This is a genomic window from Acetilactobacillus jinshanensis, assembly GCF_004359375.1.
Lineage (GTDB): Bacteria > Bacillota > Bacilli > Lactobacillales > Lactobacillaceae > Acetilactobacillus > Acetilactobacillus jinshanensis.
Map to the genome: position 1 here is coordinate 271,620 of NZ_CP034726.1, position 15,809 is coordinate 287,428.

29 protein-coding genes are annotated in these 15,809 nt (G+C 37.0%); 28 read left to right on the top strand and 1 reads right to left on the bottom strand.

Translation table 11 applies throughout. From position 1 onward, the window contains the following. The 27 genes from rplP to rpsI all read left to right on the top strand — a co-directional run bounded on the left by rplP (position 1) and on the right by rpsI (position 14,192). The gene (rplP, locus tag ELX58_RS01345) at positions 1 to 432 is read left to right on the top strand and encodes a 50S ribosomal protein L16 (RefSeq protein WP_133441375.1); all 432 of its coding nucleotides are present in this window, start codon (positions 1 to 3) and stop codon (positions 430 to 432) included. Next, positions 429 to 629: a 50S ribosomal protein L29 gene (rpmC, locus tag ELX58_RS01350; RefSeq protein WP_133441376.1), complete on the top strand. Its 201-nt coding sequence runs from the start codon at positions 429 to 431 to the stop codon at positions 627 to 629. Before rplP ends, rpmC begins: the two co-directional genes overlap by 4 nt. A gap of 38 nt (positions 630 to 667) precedes the next feature. Then, positions 668 to 934 carry a 30S ribosomal protein S17 gene (rpsQ, locus tag ELX58_RS01355; RefSeq protein WP_257791757.1) on the top strand — a complete coding sequence of 89 codons (267 nt, stop codon included), beginning with the start codon at positions 668 to 670 and terminating at the stop codon, positions 932 to 934. A gap of 42 nt (positions 935 to 976) precedes the next feature. Next, positions 977 to 1,345, top strand: coding sequence for a 50S ribosomal protein L14 (gene rplN, locus ELX58_RS01360; RefSeq protein ID WP_133441378.1), 369 nt, complete (start codon positions 977 to 979; stop codon positions 1,343 to 1,345). A gap of 32 nt (positions 1,346 to 1,377) precedes the next feature. Beyond that, positions 1,378 to 1,686: a 50S ribosomal protein L24 gene (rplX, locus tag ELX58_RS01365; RefSeq protein ID WP_133441379.1), complete on the top strand. Its 309-nt coding sequence runs from the start codon at positions 1,378 to 1,380 to the stop codon at positions 1,684 to 1,686. A 27-nt stretch (positions 1,687 to 1,713) separates the two neighbouring features. Then, complete coding sequence (rplE, locus tag ELX58_RS01370; RefSeq protein WP_133441380.1) at positions 1,714 to 2,268, top strand: 50S ribosomal protein L5; 555 nt, start codon at positions 1,714 to 1,716, stop codon at positions 2,266 to 2,268. A gap of 17 nt (positions 2,269 to 2,285) precedes the next feature. Beyond that, on the top strand, positions 2,286 to 2,471 hold the full coding sequence (locus ELX58_RS01375) for a type Z 30S ribosomal protein S14 (RefSeq protein ID WP_133441381.1): 186 nt from the start codon (positions 2,286 to 2,288) through the stop codon (positions 2,469 to 2,471). Positions 2,472 to 2,504: 33 nt separating this feature from the next. Then, a complete protein-coding gene (gene rpsH / locus ELX58_RS01380) occupies positions 2,505 to 2,897 on the top strand; it encodes a 30S ribosomal protein S8 (protein ID WP_133441382.1) in 393 nt (130 codons plus the stop codon). 23 nt (positions 2,898 to 2,920) lie between these two features. After that, the gene (gene rplF, locus ELX58_RS01385; protein ID WP_133441383.1) at positions 2,921 to 3,460 is read left to right on the top strand and encodes a 50S ribosomal protein L6; all 540 of its coding nucleotides are present in this window, start codon (positions 2,921 to 2,923) and stop codon (positions 3,458 to 3,460) included. A 54-nt stretch (positions 3,461 to 3,514) separates the two neighbouring features. Continuing rightward, positions 3,515 to 3,871: a 50S ribosomal protein L18 gene (gene rplR, locus ELX58_RS01390; RefSeq protein WP_133441384.1), complete on the top strand. Its 357-nt coding sequence runs from the start codon at positions 3,515 to 3,517 to the stop codon at positions 3,869 to 3,871. A 21-nt stretch (positions 3,872 to 3,892) separates the two neighbouring features. After that, on the top strand, positions 3,893 to 4,396 hold the full coding sequence (gene rpsE, locus ELX58_RS01395; protein ID WP_133441385.1) for a 30S ribosomal protein S5: 504 nt from the start codon (positions 3,893 to 3,895) through the stop codon (positions 4,394 to 4,396). Between the two features lie 16 nt (positions 4,397 to 4,412). After that, positions 4,413 to 4,595, top strand: coding sequence for a 50S ribosomal protein L30 (rpmD, locus tag ELX58_RS01400; protein WP_133441386.1), 183 nt, complete (start codon positions 4,413 to 4,415; stop codon positions 4,593 to 4,595). A 22-nt stretch (positions 4,596 to 4,617) separates the two neighbouring features. Next, a complete protein-coding gene (rplO, locus tag ELX58_RS01405) occupies positions 4,618 to 5,049 on the top strand; it encodes a 50S ribosomal protein L15 (protein WP_133441387.1) in 432 nt (143 codons plus the stop codon). Further along, a complete protein-coding gene (gene secY, locus ELX58_RS01410; protein WP_133441388.1) occupies positions 5,049 to 6,365 on the top strand; it encodes a preprotein translocase subunit SecY in 1,317 nt (438 codons plus the stop codon). The genes rplO and secY overlap by 1 nt, the downstream gene beginning before the upstream one ends. Before the next feature lie 29 nt (positions 6,366 to 6,394). Beyond that, positions 6,395 to 7,069 carry an adenylate kinase gene (locus ELX58_RS01415; RefSeq protein WP_133441389.1) on the top strand — a complete coding sequence of 225 codons (675 nt, stop codon included), beginning with the start codon at positions 6,395 to 6,397 and terminating at the stop codon, positions 7,067 to 7,069. A gap of 64 nt (positions 7,070 to 7,133) precedes the next feature. After that, entirely contained in the window at positions 7,134 to 7,352 is a 219-nt protein-coding gene (gene infA, locus ELX58_RS01420; RefSeq protein ID WP_133441390.1) for a translation initiation factor IF-1, read from the top strand. Positions 7,353 to 7,378: 26 nt separating this feature from the next. Then, on the top strand, positions 7,379 to 7,498 hold the full coding sequence (rpmJ, locus tag ELX58_RS01425; RefSeq protein WP_133441391.1) for a 50S ribosomal protein L36: 120 nt from the start codon (positions 7,379 to 7,381) through the stop codon (positions 7,496 to 7,498). A 21-nt stretch (positions 7,499 to 7,519) separates the two neighbouring features. Then, on the top strand, positions 7,520 to 7,870 hold the full coding sequence (gene rpsM, locus ELX58_RS01430) for a 30S ribosomal protein S13 (RefSeq protein WP_133441392.1): 351 nt from the start codon (positions 7,520 to 7,522) through the stop codon (positions 7,868 to 7,870). 28 nt (positions 7,871 to 7,898) lie between these two features. Continuing rightward, the gene (gene rpsK / locus ELX58_RS01435) at positions 7,899 to 8,285 is read left to right on the top strand and encodes a 30S ribosomal protein S11 (protein ID WP_133441393.1); all 387 of its coding nucleotides are present in this window, start codon (positions 7,899 to 7,901) and stop codon (positions 8,283 to 8,285) included. 66 nt (positions 8,286 to 8,351) lie between these two features. Beyond that, positions 8,352 to 9,302: a DNA-directed RNA polymerase subunit alpha gene (locus tag ELX58_RS01440; protein WP_133441394.1), complete on the top strand. Its 951-nt coding sequence runs from the start codon at positions 8,352 to 8,354 to the stop codon at positions 9,300 to 9,302. Between the two features lie 26 nt (positions 9,303 to 9,328). After that, positions 9,329 to 9,703, top strand: a complete 375-nt coding sequence (gene rplQ / locus ELX58_RS01445) for a 50S ribosomal protein L17 (RefSeq protein WP_133441395.1) — start codon at positions 9,329 to 9,331, stop codon at positions 9,701 to 9,703. A gap of 227 nt (positions 9,704 to 9,930) precedes the next feature. After that, positions 9,931 to 10,770 carry an energy-coupling factor transporter ATPase gene (locus ELX58_RS01450; protein WP_133441396.1) on the top strand — a complete coding sequence of 280 codons (840 nt, stop codon included), beginning with the start codon at positions 9,931 to 9,933 and terminating at the stop codon, positions 10,768 to 10,770. Continuing rightward, the gene (locus ELX58_RS01455; RefSeq protein ID WP_133441397.1) at positions 10,740 to 11,615 is read left to right on the top strand and encodes an ATP-binding cassette domain-containing protein; all 876 of its coding nucleotides are present in this window, start codon (positions 10,740 to 10,742) and stop codon (positions 11,613 to 11,615) included. The genes ELX58_RS01450 and ELX58_RS01455 overlap by 31 nt, the downstream gene beginning before the upstream one ends. Next, positions 11,608 to 12,402 (top strand): energy-coupling factor transporter transmembrane component T family protein, encoded by a 795-nt coding sequence (locus ELX58_RS01460; RefSeq protein ID WP_133441398.1) that lies wholly within the window; start codon positions 11,608 to 11,610, stop codon positions 12,400 to 12,402. The genes ELX58_RS01455 and ELX58_RS01460 overlap by 8 nt, the downstream gene beginning before the upstream one ends. A gap of 7 nt (positions 12,403 to 12,409) precedes the next feature. Continuing rightward, entirely contained in the window at positions 12,410 to 13,228 is an 819-nt protein-coding gene (gene truA, locus ELX58_RS01465) for a tRNA pseudouridine(38-40) synthase TruA (RefSeq protein ID WP_133441399.1), read from the top strand. Between the two features lie 114 nt (positions 13,229 to 13,342). Further along, complete coding sequence (gene rplM, locus ELX58_RS01470) at positions 13,343 to 13,786, top strand: 50S ribosomal protein L13 (RefSeq protein WP_162614583.1); 444 nt, start codon at positions 13,343 to 13,345, stop codon at positions 13,784 to 13,786. A 13-nt stretch (positions 13,787 to 13,799) separates the two neighbouring features. Further along, positions 13,800 to 14,192: a 30S ribosomal protein S9 gene (gene rpsI, locus ELX58_RS01475; protein ID WP_133441400.1), complete on the top strand. Its 393-nt coding sequence runs from the start codon at positions 13,800 to 13,802 to the stop codon at positions 14,190 to 14,192. Between the two features lie 79 nt (positions 14,193 to 14,271). Here rpsI and ELX58_RS01480 read toward each other — a convergent pair whose 3' ends face one another. After that, positions 14,272 to 14,535, bottom strand: coding sequence for a DUF2187 domain-containing protein (locus ELX58_RS01480; RefSeq protein ID WP_133442549.1), 264 nt, complete (start codon positions 14,533 to 14,535; stop codon positions 14,272 to 14,274). A gap of 170 nt (positions 14,536 to 14,705) precedes the next feature. Here ELX58_RS01480 and ELX58_RS01485 point away from each other — a divergent pair, with 170 nt between their 5' ends. Then, on the top strand, positions 14,706 to 15,806 hold the full coding sequence (locus tag ELX58_RS01485) for a 5-(carboxyamino)imidazole ribonucleotide synthase (RefSeq protein WP_162614584.1): 1,101 nt from the start codon (positions 14,706 to 14,708) through the stop codon (positions 15,804 to 15,806). The last annotated feature ends 3 nt before the right edge of the window (positions 15,807 to 15,809 follow it).

The following is a 15,809-nucleotide window of genomic DNA, read 5'->3' on the forward strand; positions in this document are numbered from 1 at the left end:
ATGTTAGTACCAAGACGTGTTAAGTATCGTCGTCAACAGCGTGGCCGCTTAAAGGGTCATTCTAAAGGTGGTAACTCTGTTGCCTTTGGTTCTTATGGTTTACAAGCATTACAATCTGCTTGGATTACTAACCGCCAAATCGAAGCTTGCCGTACTGCCATGACTCGTTACTTCAAACGTGACGGTAAAGTATGGATTAAGATTTTCCCTCATAAGAACTACACTCAAAAAGGTGTTGGTGTTCGTATGGGTAGTGGTAAAGGTGCCCCAGCAGGTTGGGTCGCCGCTGTTAAGCGTGATAAAGTATTGTTTGAAGTTGGTAAGTGTTCCGATGCTGCCGCTAAACGTGCTTTATGGTTAGCTGCTCAGAAGCTACCTATCAGAACTAGAATTATTCCACGAAAGAATAAGAAAGCAGGTGGCGAACAATGAAAGCTAAAGACATCAAAAATTTAACTACTTCTCAGATGAAATCTAAAGAAGCTAGTTTCAAGAAAGATTTATTTAATCTTCGTTTTCAATTAGCTACTGGCCAATTACAAAATACTGCTAAATTAAAGCAGGTTCGTCATAATATTGCTCGTATTAAAACGGTATTACGTCAGAAGCAATTGGAAAGTGCTAAGTAATTAATAACACAGGTATTATAATCAAAGGAGGGAATCCCTTGAGAGATCAACGTAAGATTTTCCGTGGTCGTGTTGTTTCTACTAAGATGGACAAGACAATCACTGTATTAGTTTCTACTTATAAAGATAACCCTGTATACGGTAAACGAGTACGATACTCTAAGAAGTACAAAGCTCATGACAAGAATAATGCTGCTCATGTCGGTGATTATGTTGAAATCATGAACTGTCGTCCATTATCAAAGACGGTTCACACTCGTTTAGTTAAGGTTCTTCAGAAATCTGTTAAGCAAAGTTTGAACTAATCTAAAGATATTAGTTATTAACGGTGAAAGGAGGAAATCGCTATGATTCAACAAGAAAGTCGTGTGAACGTTGCTGATAACTCTGGTGCTAGAAAGCTTTTAGTAATTAAAGCCTTAGGTGGTTCTAACCGCCGTTATGCACGAGTTGGTGACGTTATCGTTGCTACTGTTAAAGAAGCAACACCAGGCGGTGTTGTCAAAAAGGGTCAAGTTGTTAAAGCTGTAGTTGTACGTACTAAGCGTTCTATCCATCGTAAAGATGGTAGTTATATCCGTTTTGATGAAAACGCAGCTGTAATTATTAATGATGATAAGAGCCCTATGGGTACTCGTATTTTTGGCCCCGTTGCTCGTGAATTACGTAACCACAAGTTCATGAAGATTATTTCATTAGCTCCAGAAGTATTATAAAAAAGAGCTAATCAGAATAAGGAGGTGTCCTTATGTTCGTAAAAACTGGTGATAAAGTTCGTGTCATTGCTGGTAAAGATAAAGGCAAAGAAGGTACTGTCCTTTCTGTTTTATCTGATGCTAACCGTGTAATCGTTAAGGGAATTAACGTTGTTAAGAAAGCTGAAAAAGCTTCTCAAAGTAATCCCCAAGGTGGTATCAAATCAGTAGAAGCTCCATTAAATGCTTCTAACGTAATGGTTATTGATCCATCAACTAAGAAACCTACTCGAATCGGATACAAGTTTGAAAACGGTAAAAAGATCCGAGTTTCTAAAAAGACTAAAAAGCCGATTAAGTAATTTATAGCGAGAGGAGGAAATATCTTCATGAAAAGTCGCTTACAAGTTCAGTACGCTAAAAAGATTCAACCGTCTTTAGTTAAAAAATTTAAGTATCAATCCGTAATGGAAGCACCTAAGTTAGACAAAATTGTCTTAAACATGGGTGTTGGTGATGCTGTTAATAATTCCAAGAACTTAGACGAAGCTGTTAATGAATTATCATTAATCGCTGGTCAAAAGCCATTGGTTACTAAAGCTAAGAAGTCCATTGCCGGATTCCGTTTACGTAAAGGAATGGCTATTGGTGCCAAAGTTACTTTACGTGGCCGACGTATGTATGAATTTTTAGATAAATTAATCAACGTTTCCTTACCACGTGTTCGTGACTTCCATGGTGTAAGTCCAAAGTCTTTTGATGGCCGCGGTAATTACACTTTAGGTGTTCGTGAACAATTAATTTTCCCAGAAATTAATTACAACAACGTTAACCACGTACGTGGCTTAGACGTTGTTATCGTTACTACTGCTAAGACTGATGAAGAAGGCCGTGCCTTATTAGATCAGTTTGGTATGCCATTTGCTGATAAAAACAACAAGTAAATCAAGGAGGTTTTAATTTGGCTAGAAAAGCTTTAATTGAAAAGTGCAAACGTCCTGCTAAGTTCTCAACTCAGAACTATACCCGTTGTGCACGTTGTGGTCGACCACATTCTGTTTACCGTAAATTTCACTTATGCAGAATTTGCTTACGTCAATTAGCTCACAAGGGCCAAATCCCTGGTATGAAAAAAGCTAGTTGGTAGATTTAATTAATATACGAGGAGGCGTTAAGTCATATGACTGATCCAATCGCGGACTTCTTAACTCGAATTCGAAATGCTAATATGGCTAGACACAGTTCGGTAGAAGCTCCGGCTTCAAAAATGAAAGTCGCAATCGCTAACATCTTAAAAAATGAAGGTTTCATTCGCGACTTTGAAGTTGTTAAAAACAATAATCAAGGTACTATTAAAGTATACCTTAAGTATGGTAAGCATCATGAACGAGTAATCGCTGGCTTAAAACGTATTTCTAAACCAGGTTTACGTACTTATGTAAAATCTGCCGATGTACCTAAAGTTCTTAACGGCTTAGGTATTGCAATCATTTCTACTTCTGAAGGTGTTATTACCGATAAAGAAGCACGTGCTAAGAAAATCGGTGGAGAAGTATTAGCATACATTTGGTAATTTATGGATCGAGGTGTAAATAAATGAGTCGAATTGGTTATCGTAAACTCACTTTACCTGATGGTGTAACTCTTAAACAAGATGGTAACAACGTTACTGTTACTGGTAAAAAAGGTACTTTAACTCGTGCTTTTTCACCAAAGATTGCCATGATTGTTAAGGGTAAGAGCATTGCTTTTAAACCTAAGGGTAAGTATGATTATAAGACCCGTGCATTACATGGTACGATGAACGCTAATTTAAAGAACATGATCTTAGGTGTTGCTAAAGGTTACAGTAAGACCTTAAAGTTAGTTGGTGTTGGTTATCGTGCTAAATTAGCCGGTAAGACCTTAGTATTAAACGTTGGTTATTCCAACCCTGTTAAGGTTGATATCGACCCTAATTTAACTGTTAAGGTTCCTAAGAAAGACACCATTGTTGTCAGCGGAATCAACAAACAATTAGTTGGTGATTTTGCTGCTGGTGTTCGTAGCATTCGTAAGCCTGAACCTTATAAAGGTAAAGGTATTCGTTATGAAGGCGAACACATTCTTCGTAAAGAAGGTAAGACTGGTAAGTAATCATAATTACTTATTAGTTATGCTTCAGATTATGGATTTAGAGAGGTGACAACTTTGATCACAAAGACGAATAGAAACAAAGATCGTGAACGTCGACATGATCGTGTTCGTAAACACGTTTTTGGTACTGCCGATCGTCCGCGTTTAGATGTTTACCGTTCTAACAAGAACATTTATGCACAAGTTATTGATGATGTTAAAGGTCATACATTAGCAAGTGCTTCTACCTTAGACAAAGGTGTTAGTGGTACTACTAAGACTGATCAAGCTAAGAGCGTTGGCAAGTTAGTTGCACAAAATGCAATGAAGAAAGGCATCAAGCAGGTTGTCTTCGATCGTGGAGGTTACTTATATCACGGTCGTGTAGAAGCCTTAGCTGATGCTGCTCGTCAGGCTGGCTTGAAATTCTAAATAAAGGAGGAATATCCGCTTATGGCTAAATATGCTAATCCAAGTAAATTAAAGTTAGAAGACAACGTCGTATCTATCAACCGTATTACTAAGGTTGTTAAAGGTGGACGTCGTTTACGTTTCTCTGCTTTAGTAATCGTTGGTGACCGTAATGGTCACGTTGGCTTTGGTATTGGTAAGGCTGAAGAAGTTCCAGCTGCTATCAATAAAGGTTCTGAAAAAGCTAAGAAACACATTATTACTATTCCATTAGTTAAGACTACTATTCCATATAAAGTTATCGGTCACTTTGGTGGCGGTTCTGTATTACTTAAGCCTGCTACTGAAGGTTCTGGTGATACTGCTGGTGGTACTGTACGTGCCGTTATGGAATTAGCTGGTATCAAAGATGTTACAGCTAAACGTTTAGGCTCTAATAACCCAATTAATGAAATCAGAGCTACATTTAGAGGCTTAACTTCATTAAGAAGTGCTCAGCAGGAAGCCGCATTACGTGGTGTATCTGTTAAGCATTTAGCAGAATAAAGGGAGGCTGTTTATAATGGCTAAATTAAAGATTACTTTAATTCATAGTGCTGCTCATCGTCTTCCTAATGAACGTCGAATCGTTAAGTCATTAGGCTTAAACCGAATTAACAGTACTACTACCAAGAAAGATACTGCTGCATTACGTGGTGCTCTGTTTAAGATCACCCATTTAGTTAAAGTTGAATTAGTTAAATAAATAATTAAGGAGGTGCTCAGTTATGAAGTTAAACGAATTAAAACCAGCTTTTGGTTCTCGTTCTAACCGTACTCGTAAAGGTCGAGGCCGTTCCAGTAAAGGTAAAACTGCTGGCCGTGGTCAAAAGGGCCAAGGTGCACGTAGTAAGACCCGTGTTGGTTTCGAAGGTGGCCAAATGCCGTTATACCGTAGAATGCCAAAACGTGGCTTTTCTAACGTTAACCGTAAAGAATATGCTATCGTTAATCTAACGACTTTAAACCGTTTCAAAGATGGTACTGAAGTTACTCCAGCACTATTAAAGAAAGATGGTGTTGTCAAGAATCTTAAGAATGGCCTTAAGGTTTTAGGCAAAGGTAAGCTTTCTAAGAAATTAACGGTTAAAGCTAATAAATTCTCTAAATCTGCAAAATCTGCAATTGAAAACGCTGGCGGTAAAACTGAGGTGATCTAATGCTGTCTACCATAAAGAACGCTTTTAAGGTAAAGAATATTCGCGGAAAGATACTATTTACCTTAATGATTCTAGTTATTTATAGAATCGGTGCGTATATTACGGTTCCTGGAGTAAACGCTAAAGCTTTACAAAGTGTTTCATCTTCAGGATTAGTTAGCATGTTAAACATTTTTAGTGGTGGTGGATTAACTAATTATTCACTATTTGCTATGGGTGTTTCACCTTATATTACTGCTCAAATTGTGATTCAACTTCTTCAAATGGATATCGTCCCACGATTCGTGGAATGGAGTAAACAAGGAGAAGTTGGTCGTCGTAAACTAAATCAAGTTACTAGATGGTTAACCATCGTTCTAGCATTTTTCCAGTCCGTTGGTATTACGGCTGGTTTTAATGCATTAAGTCCAATGCATTTAGTTAAGAATCCAAGTATCGGAACTTACATTAGCATCGGTATTATTTTAACCGGTGGATCAATGTTAACCACTTGGATGGGTGATATGATCACTGATAAAGGAATTGGTCAAGGTATCTCCATTATTATCTTTGCTGGTATTATTGCTGATACTCCAGTTGGGGTTAAGCAGTTATGGCAAACGTATATTGAAGGTGCCAGTGGTGCCGACTTAATTGAAGGCATTCTCTTTGTCTTGGCTGTTGCTTTAGTTGTTTTAATTATTATTACCTTTGTTACCTGGGTTCAACAGGCTGAACGTCGAATTCCTGTTCAATACACACGTCGAGCTACAACTTCTGGTAAAGATAGTTACTTACCATTAAAGGTAAACGTTTCTGGTGTTATTCCAGTTATCTTTGCTAGTTCATTTATTTCGACTCCACAAACACTTTTGATGTTCTTCCAGAAATCTCATGGTAGCGATGCATGGTATCGAATCATGTCGAATGTATTTAACATGCAGACAACGGACGGTGCCATTTTATATACATTCTTGATTGTCATGTTTACGTTCTTCTATGCTTTCGTTCAAGTTAACCCTGAAAAGTTAGCTAAGAATCTAGAAAAGCAAGGAAGTTATATTCCTGATGTTTGGCCAGGTCATGAAACCCAGGATTATGTTTCTAATTTATTAATGCGCTTAAGTACTGTTGGTTCATTATTCTTAGGTGTTGTTGCGTTAATTCCATTAATTGCACAGAACATCTGGAATTTAAATGAATCGATTGGCTTAGGTGGTACTAGCTTGTTAATTGTTGTTGGTGTTGCCATCGATACAATTCGACAAGTTCGTGGCTTAATGATGAAACGTGAATACGTCGGTTTCATTAGAACTCCCCGTCCAAATAATTTATAGTCAAATTTGAGGATTAGGAGGAAATTTAAATGTCAATGAATTTAATTTTTATGGGATTGCCAGGTGCCGGTAAAGGTACGCAATCACCATTTATTGTTAAGAAATATGGTATTCCCCATATTTCAACCGGTGATATCTTTCGTCAAGCTATGGATAAAGGAACTGAGATGGGTAAACGTGCCAAAAAGTACATCGATAAAGGTGATTTAGTACCCGATGATGTTACTTGTGGTATCGTCAAAGAACGTCTTAGTAAAGATGACGTTAAAAAGGGCTACATCTTAGATGGCTTTCCAAGGACTGTTGACCAAGCTAAAGCTTTAGAAAACATGACCACTGAGATGAAACGTCCTTTAAGTGCGGTAATTTACATTAAAGTTGATTTACCATTATTAATTAAACGTTTATCCGGACGATTTATGTGTAAGAAGTGTGGTGCTACTTACAATAAATTATTCCGAATGCCTAAAGTTGCTAATACTTGTGATGTATGTGGTGGTCATGAATTCTTCCAGCGAAGCGATGACAAACCCGCAACGGTTAAGAATCGTTTAAAGGTTGGTAAGAAGACCATGAAACCATTACTTGATTTTTATAAGAAACGTAACTTATTACATGTTGTTGATGGTCATCCAGATATCGATCAAACTAAGAACATGTATGATGTAAATAAGGAAATTCAGAACGTTCTAGATAACTTATAAATCAACATCTAATTACTGTTGATAGAGAACGTATTGAGTAGTACTCTATATAGGAGGTACTCTTTTGTCTAATAAAAACGTTATTCAAGTAGAAGGTAAAGTTACTGAAACCTTACCGAACGCTATGTTTCACGTTAAATTAAAGAACGGACACACTATTTTGGCATTTATTTCCGGCCGAATTCGGATGCATTACATTCGAATCCTTCCAGGAGATCGTGTCACAATTGAGATGTCTCCATATGACTTGACTAAAGGTCGAATTACTTATCGTTTTAAGTAATTTATTCATACTGGGAGGTATAAAAAATGAAAGTACGTCCATCTGTAAAACGATTATGTGAACATTGTAAGATTGTTCATCGTCGTGGACACGTTATGGTGATTTGCTCAGCAAATCCTAAACATAAACAACGACAAGGTAAATAAATTTATAAGGAGGTGTAGCACATGGCTCGTATTGCCGGTGTTGATTTACCAAATAATAAGCATGCCGTAATTGGTTTAACTGCTATTTATGGTATCGGTCGTAACCGTGCTAAAGAAATTTTAGCAAAGGCTCACGTACCCGCAGATACTTTAATTAAAGATTTAACACCTGATCAAGAAGACAGCATCCGTGAAGTTGTTGATCATTACACGGTCGAAGGTGATTTAAGACGTGAAGTTCGTACTAATATCAAGCGTCTTGAAGAAATGGACTGCTACCGTGGCATGCGTCATCGTCAAGGATTACCAGTTCGTGGTCAGCATGATAAAAATAATGCTCGTACCCGTAAGGGTAAGAAAGCTTCTAAGTAATTTAAATCAGAAGGAGGTTTAAGTTCATATGGCTAAACGAAATTCTCGTAAGCGTAGAGCTCGAAAAAATGTTGAAACCGGTGTTGCTCATATTCACTCTACATTTAACAACACCTTAGTTATGATTACCGATATGCAAGGTAACGCTATTTCATGGTCTTCTGCCGGTGCTTTAGGCTTCCATGGTAGCCGTAAGTCAACACCATTTGCTGCACAGATGGCTGCTGCAGCTGCTGCCAAGGATGCTATGGAACATGGCATGAAGAACGTTGAAGTTGCTGTTAAAGGACCTGGTTCCGGTCGTGAATCTGCTATCCGTGCACTTCAGTCCACTGGATTACAGGTTGCTGCAATTCGTGATGTAACTCCAGTTCCACATAATGGATCTCGTCCTCCAAAACGTCGTCGAATATAATCTTACTTCGTTTTTAATAATGAGAGTTGATTATCTCGATGCGTTTTGAAAGGGGCAAAGATAATAATGATCAAGTTTGAAAAACCTAATATTCATAAGATTGAAGAAACCAAGAATTATGGAGAAGTTATTGTCGAACCATTAGAACGTGGTTATGGAACTACTCTTGGTAATTCATTACGTCGAATTTTACTTTCATCCATGCCTGGTGCCGCAATCACCAGTATTCAAATTGATGGTGTTCTTCATGCCTTTTCCACAATTAAAGGGGTTACTGAAGACGTTATTCAAATTATCTTAAACATTAAGAAAGTTAATTTGAAGATTGATGGCCCAGATGACACTAAGAAAGCATTAAGCATTAACGTAACGGGTCCTGGTGAAGTTACAGCCGGTGACATTAAAGGTGACGGTGATGTTCACGTTATGAATCCTGACTTACACATTTGCACACTTTCTGAAGGTAAAAACTTTAGAATGCGAATGACGGCTAATAAAGGTCGTGGCTGGGTTTCAGCTAGTGAAAACAAGGCTCGTAATAACGGAATGCCAATTGGTGTAATTCCGGTTGATTCCATTTATACCCCAATCGAACGTGTTAATTATCAAGTTGAAAATGCCCGAGTTGGTCATCGAACAGACTATGATAAATTAACCTTAGACGTTTGGACTAATAGTTCTATCAAACCTTATGAAGCTATCAGCTTAGCTGCTAAGATTATGACGTCACATCTTAAGATGTTCGTTGATCTAACTAAAGAAGCTCAAAACGCTAAAGTAATGGTTGAACGTAAAGAAACTCATCAAGAAAAGTTATTAGGCAAACCAATCGAAGAATTAGATCTATCGGTTCGTTCTTATAATTGCTTGAAGCGAGCTGGAATTAATACGGTTCAGGAATTAACTAATAAGAGTGAATCGGATATGATGAAAGTTCGTAACTTAGGTCAAAAATCTCTTGATGAAGTTAAGAACAAGTTAAATAACTTGGGCTTATCTTTACGTAAAGATAATTAAGATCGATAAAGGAGGAAAAATCCGTTATGCGTAAATTAAGTCGCACAAGTGATAAGCGACGTGCTTTACTTCGTAATTTAACGACCCAATTAATCGTTCATGGTCAGATTAAGACCACTGAAGCTAAAGCTAAAGATGTTCGTTCTACCACTGATAAAATGATTACTCTTGGCAAACGCGGTGATTTAAGCGCTCGTCGTCAAGCAGCTTCATTCTTAGAAAATGTAATTGCTAGTGCTAAAGAAAATGGTGAAAGCATCACCGTTACCACTGCACTCCAGAAATTATTTGGTAGCTTAGCAAAGAAGTACGCTAAGCGTAATGGTGGATACACTAGAGCATACAAGACCATGCCTCGTCGTGGTGATGGTGCTCCGATGGTTATCTTACAGTTAGTATAAATCTTAAAAATATTTTTAAGGTTTATTAGTCGTATTTATTAAAACGACATATTTTATCTAATTACCGTTGGTAATTGAATAATTTCTAAAAATCACTAAGGTTTATGATATAGAGCGTTACGATGATGGATGAATATCCAAGTCTAGCTCGAATATGGGTCGGTGACCTATGCATCATAAGTCTGTTAGTGATTTTTTTATACATAAATTTAAGGTCTGGTTAAATTATGGACAACCCAATACTTCAGTTGCATCATGTAACGTATCATTATCCAGGTGCTAAGCAATTAGCTGTTAATGACGTAAATTTATCGCTTAATCGTGGTGAATGGCTGACCCTAATTGGCTTAAACGGTAGTGGGAAAAGTACGTTAGTTAAATTAATTGATGGCTTAGTACCTAAAACTAGTGGCCAAATTGTAGTTGACCATCAGCTATTAACAAGTAAGAGTCTTCTTAAAATTAGACCGAAAATAGGCGTCGTGTTTCAAAATCCTAAGGATCAATTTGTTGGTGTCACTGTTAAAGATGAGGTTGCGTTTGGCCTAGAAAATCAGCAAGTTGCCCCAGACAAGATAAAACACGCCGTTCGAAAATCTTTATCATTAGTTGGGATGAGCTCTTACTATGATTCTTTAGTGGATAATTTATCAGGTGGTCAGCAACAGCGAATTGCGATTGCCGATGTCATTGTATTAAGGCCTAAAATTATCATTCTTGATGAATGTACCAGTATGTTGGATCCACAGGGTCGAGATCAGATTATCCGTCTAGTTAATGCTTTAAAGCATCGTTTTAATTTAACGATTATTGACATTACGCATAATATATCAGAAGCTAAATATGCACAGAAAATCGCTGTAATGAATCATGGAAAGATTGTTGCGAGTGGGACGCCAAACGCTATTTTTCAACGCTCTGCATTATTTCATAAACTTCATTTGGGATTACCTCAGCCAGATACTTTACGGGACTTATTAAAAAGCCAAGGAATTGATATTCCTAATCAACACTTTAATGAAACGAGGTTATTGTCGTGGCTTCACCAATTATTTTTAAACGGGTGACATATAAATATCCTAGTGATCAGCCTGATATTCAAGGTGGAATATCTGACGTCTCATTTCAAATTAAAGCCGGTTCGTTTGCCATGATTGTCGGTCAAACGGGCAGTGGTAAATCAACACTGGTTCAGCAGATTAACGGACTATTGCGACCAACCCGTGGTCTTGTCCAAGTTGGATCGATTCGTGTCACTTCTAAAATGAATACTCGTAATTTAATTAAACTACGTAAGCAAGTTGGATTGGTTTTCCAAGTTGCCCAGGATCAGTTGTTTGGTGAAACGGTTGAAGATGATTTGGCGTTTGGTCCTCGAAATTTTGATTTTGATAAAAGCGATGTGCAAAAAGCCGTTAAAACAAGTGCTAATGCGTTAAATTTATCAAAGTTGATGTTGTCTAAATCACCATTTGATCTATCAGGTGGTCAGATGAAACGGGTAGCGATTGCTGGTGTCATCGCTTGTTTTCCAAAGATTTTAATTCTTGACGAACCAACCGTTGGATTAGATAGCTTTGAAGAGCATCGAATTATGACGTTGCTATGCAAATTAAAAAAGCAATTTCATTTAACGATTATTATGGTTACACATCAAATGGATTTAGTTGCGAAATATGCTACACAAGTTCTGGTACTAAATCATGGTCAATTGGTTGCAAACGTGACGCCTGATAAATTATTTAAGAACGTTGAATTATTACATAAATCAGGGCTTAAATTACCGTTTGCGCCTAGATTTGCGAATGAATTATCACAATTGGGAATTAAATTAAATGATTTACCATTGGATTTACATCAATTGTCGCGTTTGATCGTTAACACGTTGAAAATGAGGCGTTACCGTGAATAGTTTTATCTTTGGTGAGTATATTCCAGGATCATCACCGGTTCACCGAATGAATCCGGCATCCAAATTATTATTGTGTGTACTATTTATAATCATGACGTTAATTAGTTCGCATTGGATTGATTATGCAGAATTATCAATATTAATAATAATTAGCTTTGTGATGTGCCACATCTCGTTCCAAGTAATTTATCGTGGCATTAAGCCCTTGTTATTGATAATTTTATTCACAGCGATACTTCAGTTGTTTTTTGATCCAGCAGGAAAGCTGATTTGGGGTCTTGGTCCCATAAAAATTACGGAAGGCGGCCTATCAAGCAGTGCATTTGTATTTTGTCGATTTTTATTAATAATATTGATTTCTACGTTACTGACGTTATCAACGCCACCCACTAAATTAGCAAACGGGATTCGAGTGATTTTAAATCCTTTTCGGAAGCTTAAATTGCCGGTTGACATAATATCATTAATGATTTCAGTTGCATTGCGTTTTATCCCAACGCTGTATAAAGAACTACGGACAATTATTAAAGCTCAGCGTTCAAGAGGGATGATCTTTCGGAGCGGATCGTTATCGGATCGTGTAAAAAAAATGGCGATGTTAATTATTCCGCTTCTGTTTAGTTCGTTTGAACAAGCCAGGAAATTAAGTTATGCAATGCTATCAAGAGGTTACCAAACTAATATTCGTCGAACTCAAATCAATGAATCATCATTTACGAAGTTAGATGGCATTGCGTGGGCCATTTATTTATTTTTTGGTGCCTTGGAAATAATGAGTAAAGGATAGTGAATTTATGAGTATTAGATATAAAATAACCTTTGCCTATGACGGGACTCGATTTTACGGCTTTGAGAAGCAACCTGGCTTGAGAACTGTTGAGGGTACAATTACCGATATTGTTAATACAATGGCTAAAAATCCTCAACCGCCCATTAAAATTTATGGCTCCGGGAGAACCGATGCTGGGGTTCATGCACTTGCCCAAGTAGCACATTTTGATTTTCCGTTTAACATTCCTGTTGACGGAATGTGGCGAGGCCTTAATAGTATGATGCCCTTGGATATTGAAGTTAAAAAGGTCGAAAAGGTTCCGCACACGTTTCATGCCCGATATGACGTGTCTGGTAAAATCTATATGTACCGAGCTTACTTAGGTCACTTTACGAATCCTTTTAAGCGCTTTTATACGGGGCACTGGCGAATTCCAGTCAACGTGCATAAAATTCAGATTGCACTCAAAGACTTGATTGGCACGCATGATTTTACAAGTTTTTGTGCGTCTGGTTCTCAAGTTAAGAATCACGTTAGAATTATATATAACGCAACATGTCATTATGACCATCAAGAAAATGAGTTAATTTTTCAGTTTTATGGTAATGGCTTCTTATATAACATGGTTCGAATTATCGTTGGTGTCCTTTTGGAGATTGGATCAGGTCGTCGACCCGTCCATGATATTTTAAGGCTTTATAAGGTTAAGGATCGTAACCAAGCAGTTTTTACGGCACCCGCAAGTGGTCTATACCTAAAGAAAGTTATTTATAAGGGTGAAGATCCAAAACACCCGACCAAATTCCCTAAGGATACATATAATCAAGACAGACAACATTGACTTTATAATAAATAGTTTGTATTATTGGAGTTGGTATTGTTTGCCTCCACAATAAAAGCCCCGGAATATTGTTATTTTATTGTTGATACAAACAAAGAACATGGAGGAATTAAATTGCGTACAACTTATATGGCACATGCCGGTAAGGTAGAACGTAAATGGTATGTTATCGATGCCGCTGATATTGAATTAGGCCGTTTAGCATCCGTTGTTGCTTCTATTTTACGTGGTAAGAACAAGCCAACTTATACACCTAATGTTGATACTGGTGATAATGTCGTTATCGTCAATGCATCAAAAGTTAAATTATCTGGCCGTAAGGCAGACGAAAAAGTTTATTATCATCACTCAGCATGGATTGGACACATGAAGTCCATGACTGCTGGTAAGATGAGAGCTACTAAGCCAACTCATTTAATTGAATTAGCAGTTAAGGGTATGCTTCCTCACAACAGCTTAGGTCATCATGAATTCTTAAAGATGCATGTATATGCAGGTCCTAAGCATGAAAACCAAGCTCAAGAACCCGTTAAATTAGATATTAGTAAGTTAATTTAAGGAGGGAATCTAATTGGCTAAAGTTCAATATCGCGGTACCGGTCGTCGTAAAGATTCTACTGCACGTGTACGTTTAGTACCTGGTACTGGTAAAGTTGTTATTAATAACAAGGCAATGGATAAATACATTCCATTCCCTAACTTAAGAGAAATTATTATGCAGCCATTCCATACTACTGATACTCTTGGTAATTATGATGTATTAGCAAATGTTAATGGTGGTGGCTACTCCGGTCAAGCCGGTGCCGTTCGTCATGGCATTTCTCGTGCATTATTAACTGTTGACCCTGACTTCCGAGCTCCATTAAAGAAAGCTGGATTATTAACTCGTGATCCACGTATGAAGGAACGTAAGAAGCCTGGCTTGAAGAAAGCCCGTAAAGCAGGTCAATTCTCTAAGCGTTAATTATCGATTATTTATTAATCAAGATAATATAAAAAGGATTGCTAATTTTAGCAATCCTTTTTTATTTACGTGATTTAAGTTATTTAGATGCTTTAGGAGCCGATTTTTTAGCTTTCTTTTTAGGTGCAGCCTTAATCAATTTTAATTTCTTATTATTAACAACGGTCTTGTTATGGTATTTATCCACAATCGACGGGTCGTCAGAATGAAATGAGATTAAGAACGAATTGATGTATCGTTTATCGATTCGACCTACGAACTTCTGCTTATCTAAAGTAAAAGCTACCTCGTCACCAACGTTATATTTTAATTCAGCAGAGCTTAACTTCTTTTTTTTACGAATCAAGAAATTCATCCCCTAACATTCTTATTTTAACATAATTGGGACGATCTAATCCGAATGAAATTTGGTGTAAAGAGTAAGTTTGAATAACTAAAATGATGTAAAATGATGTTTGGGTATTTTATTATTAACGTCATACTTAAAAAGGTTAAAAGGGAGCCGTGAACATTTTGAGTAAATTATCACTCTTAAAGACGACAATTGGTATTATTGGTAATCAAAATGCTAATGTTGCGCGATTAATCTATGAAGCTCATCGTCTGGGGATTAAAATCGGGATCTATACTGATAAAAATGATCCAGCCGTAAGATCCGCTGATTTTAAGATAATCGGTAAGCTCAACGATAAGGCACACCTTAAAGAATTTGCAAATGAATGTCAGACAGTTGTCTATGTTGACGGTTCCGGAATTAGCGCTGGTTTAATTAATTATCTACGTCAATTTACAAACGTTCCGCAGGGATCCAAAGTTTTAGATTTGATTAATGACCGGGCTATTTTAAGGGTTCTATTGGATTCATTTAATATTAAGTCCTTGCCTTATAAGACTGTCTTTAATCTAGATGACGTCAAGCAATCTTTAAGTGATTCTCATGATCCTTTATATATCCAGCCCGTTCAAACAAGTTACGTTCATCAAAATGGCGTCTTGGTTACAGATCCAAGTCAATTGGGTCATTTAAGTCATATGTTTAATGGTGAAACCTACTTACTAGAAGCACTTCCCAAACGATCTCGATACTTTAAGTTAACGTTGATCAAATCAAATTCAGGTGTTACTTTATTACCCGTGATTGAAGAACATTATCAAGGTCCACAATTAAAGATGGCTGACCTTAGCCCTAAGGTATCATCTGAAGTTTCTGATCAATTTACTAAGATTACCGATAACTTAACTAGCCATTTAGACTATCAAGGTTGCTTAACGCTTTCCCTTATTTTAACCCCTGATGGACAGGTATACGTTGATAATGTTGAATTGCCATTTGAATTAGTTAATAACATTTATAATTTAACTCCTGATAATCTATATAAAACCTTTTTACATTCTGTATTTGGATTACCCGTTCAATCAAAGTCACTTCATCAGGTTTGGTTACTCAGTGTGATTGATCAGCATAATTTAAGTCAAGCTCAAAAATTATTGTCTAATAACAGTTCAGTTAATTTTGACTTGAATTCATTAATTAACCATCATAAAGGCTATGCGCTGATGCATGCCGATACGTTAGACAACGTTAAGAAGCAATTTAAAGCTGATAAATTATAAAAT

Excerpts from the sequence above, each read along its gene's own strand:
- rplF (WP_133441383.1), top strand. The coding sequence starts at position 2,921 with ATGAGTCGAATTGGTTATCGTAAACTCACTTTACCTGATGGTGTAACT.
- rpsM (WP_133441392.1), top strand. The coding sequence starts at position 7,520 with ATGGCTCGTATTGCCGGTGTTGATTTACCAAATAATAAGCATGCCGTA.
- secY (WP_133441388.1), top strand. The coding sequence starts at position 5,049 with ATGCTGTCTACCATAAAGAACGCTTTTAAGGTAAAGAATATTCGCGGA.
- rplO (WP_133441387.1), top strand. The coding sequence starts at position 4,618 with ATGAAGTTAAACGAATTAAAACCAGCTTTTGGTTCTCGTTCTAACCGT.
- rpsK (WP_133441393.1), top strand. The coding sequence starts at position 7,899 with ATGGCTAAACGAAATTCTCGTAAGCGTAGAGCTCGAAAAAATGTTGAA.
- rpmD (WP_133441386.1), top strand. The coding sequence starts at position 4,413 with ATGGCTAAATTAAAGATTACTTTAATTCATAGTGCTGCTCATCGTCTT.
- rplP (WP_133441375.1), top strand. The coding sequence starts at position 1 with ATGTTAGTACCAAGACGTGTTAAGTATCGTCGTCAACAGCGTGGCCGC.
- rpmJ (WP_133441391.1), top strand. The coding sequence starts at position 7,379 with ATGAAAGTACGTCCATCTGTAAAACGATTATGTGAACATTGTAAGATT.
- ELX58_RS01415 (WP_133441389.1), top strand. The coding sequence starts at position 6,395 with ATGTCAATGAATTTAATTTTTATGGGATTGCCAGGTGCCGGTAAAGGT.
- truA (WP_133441399.1), top strand. The coding sequence starts at position 12,410 with ATGAGTATTAGATATAAAATAACCTTTGCCTATGACGGGACTCGATTT.
- rpmC (WP_133441376.1), top strand. The coding sequence starts at position 429 with ATGAAAGCTAAAGACATCAAAAATTTAACTACTTCTCAGATGAAATCT.
- ELX58_RS01450 (WP_133441396.1), top strand. The coding sequence starts at position 9,931 with ATGGACAACCCAATACTTCAGTTGCATCATGTAACGTATCATTATCCA.
- ELX58_RS01440 (WP_133441394.1), top strand. The coding sequence starts at position 8,352 with ATGATCAAGTTTGAAAAACCTAATATTCATAAGATTGAAGAAACCAAG.
- rpsE (WP_133441385.1), top strand. The coding sequence starts at position 3,893 with ATGGCTAAATATGCTAATCCAAGTAAATTAAAGTTAGAAGACAACGTC.
- rplE (WP_133441380.1), top strand. The coding sequence starts at position 1,714 with ATGAAAAGTCGCTTACAAGTTCAGTACGCTAAAAAGATTCAACCGTCT.
- rplQ (WP_133441395.1), top strand. The coding sequence starts at position 9,329 with ATGCGTAAATTAAGTCGCACAAGTGATAAGCGACGTGCTTTACTTCGT.
- rplX (WP_133441379.1), top strand. The coding sequence starts at position 1,378 with ATGTTCGTAAAAACTGGTGATAAAGTTCGTGTCATTGCTGGTAAAGAT.
- rplN (WP_133441378.1), top strand. The coding sequence starts at position 977 with ATGATTCAACAAGAAAGTCGTGTGAACGTTGCTGATAACTCTGGTGCT.
- rpsH (WP_133441382.1), top strand. The coding sequence starts at position 2,505 with ATGACTGATCCAATCGCGGACTTCTTAACTCGAATTCGAAATGCTAAT.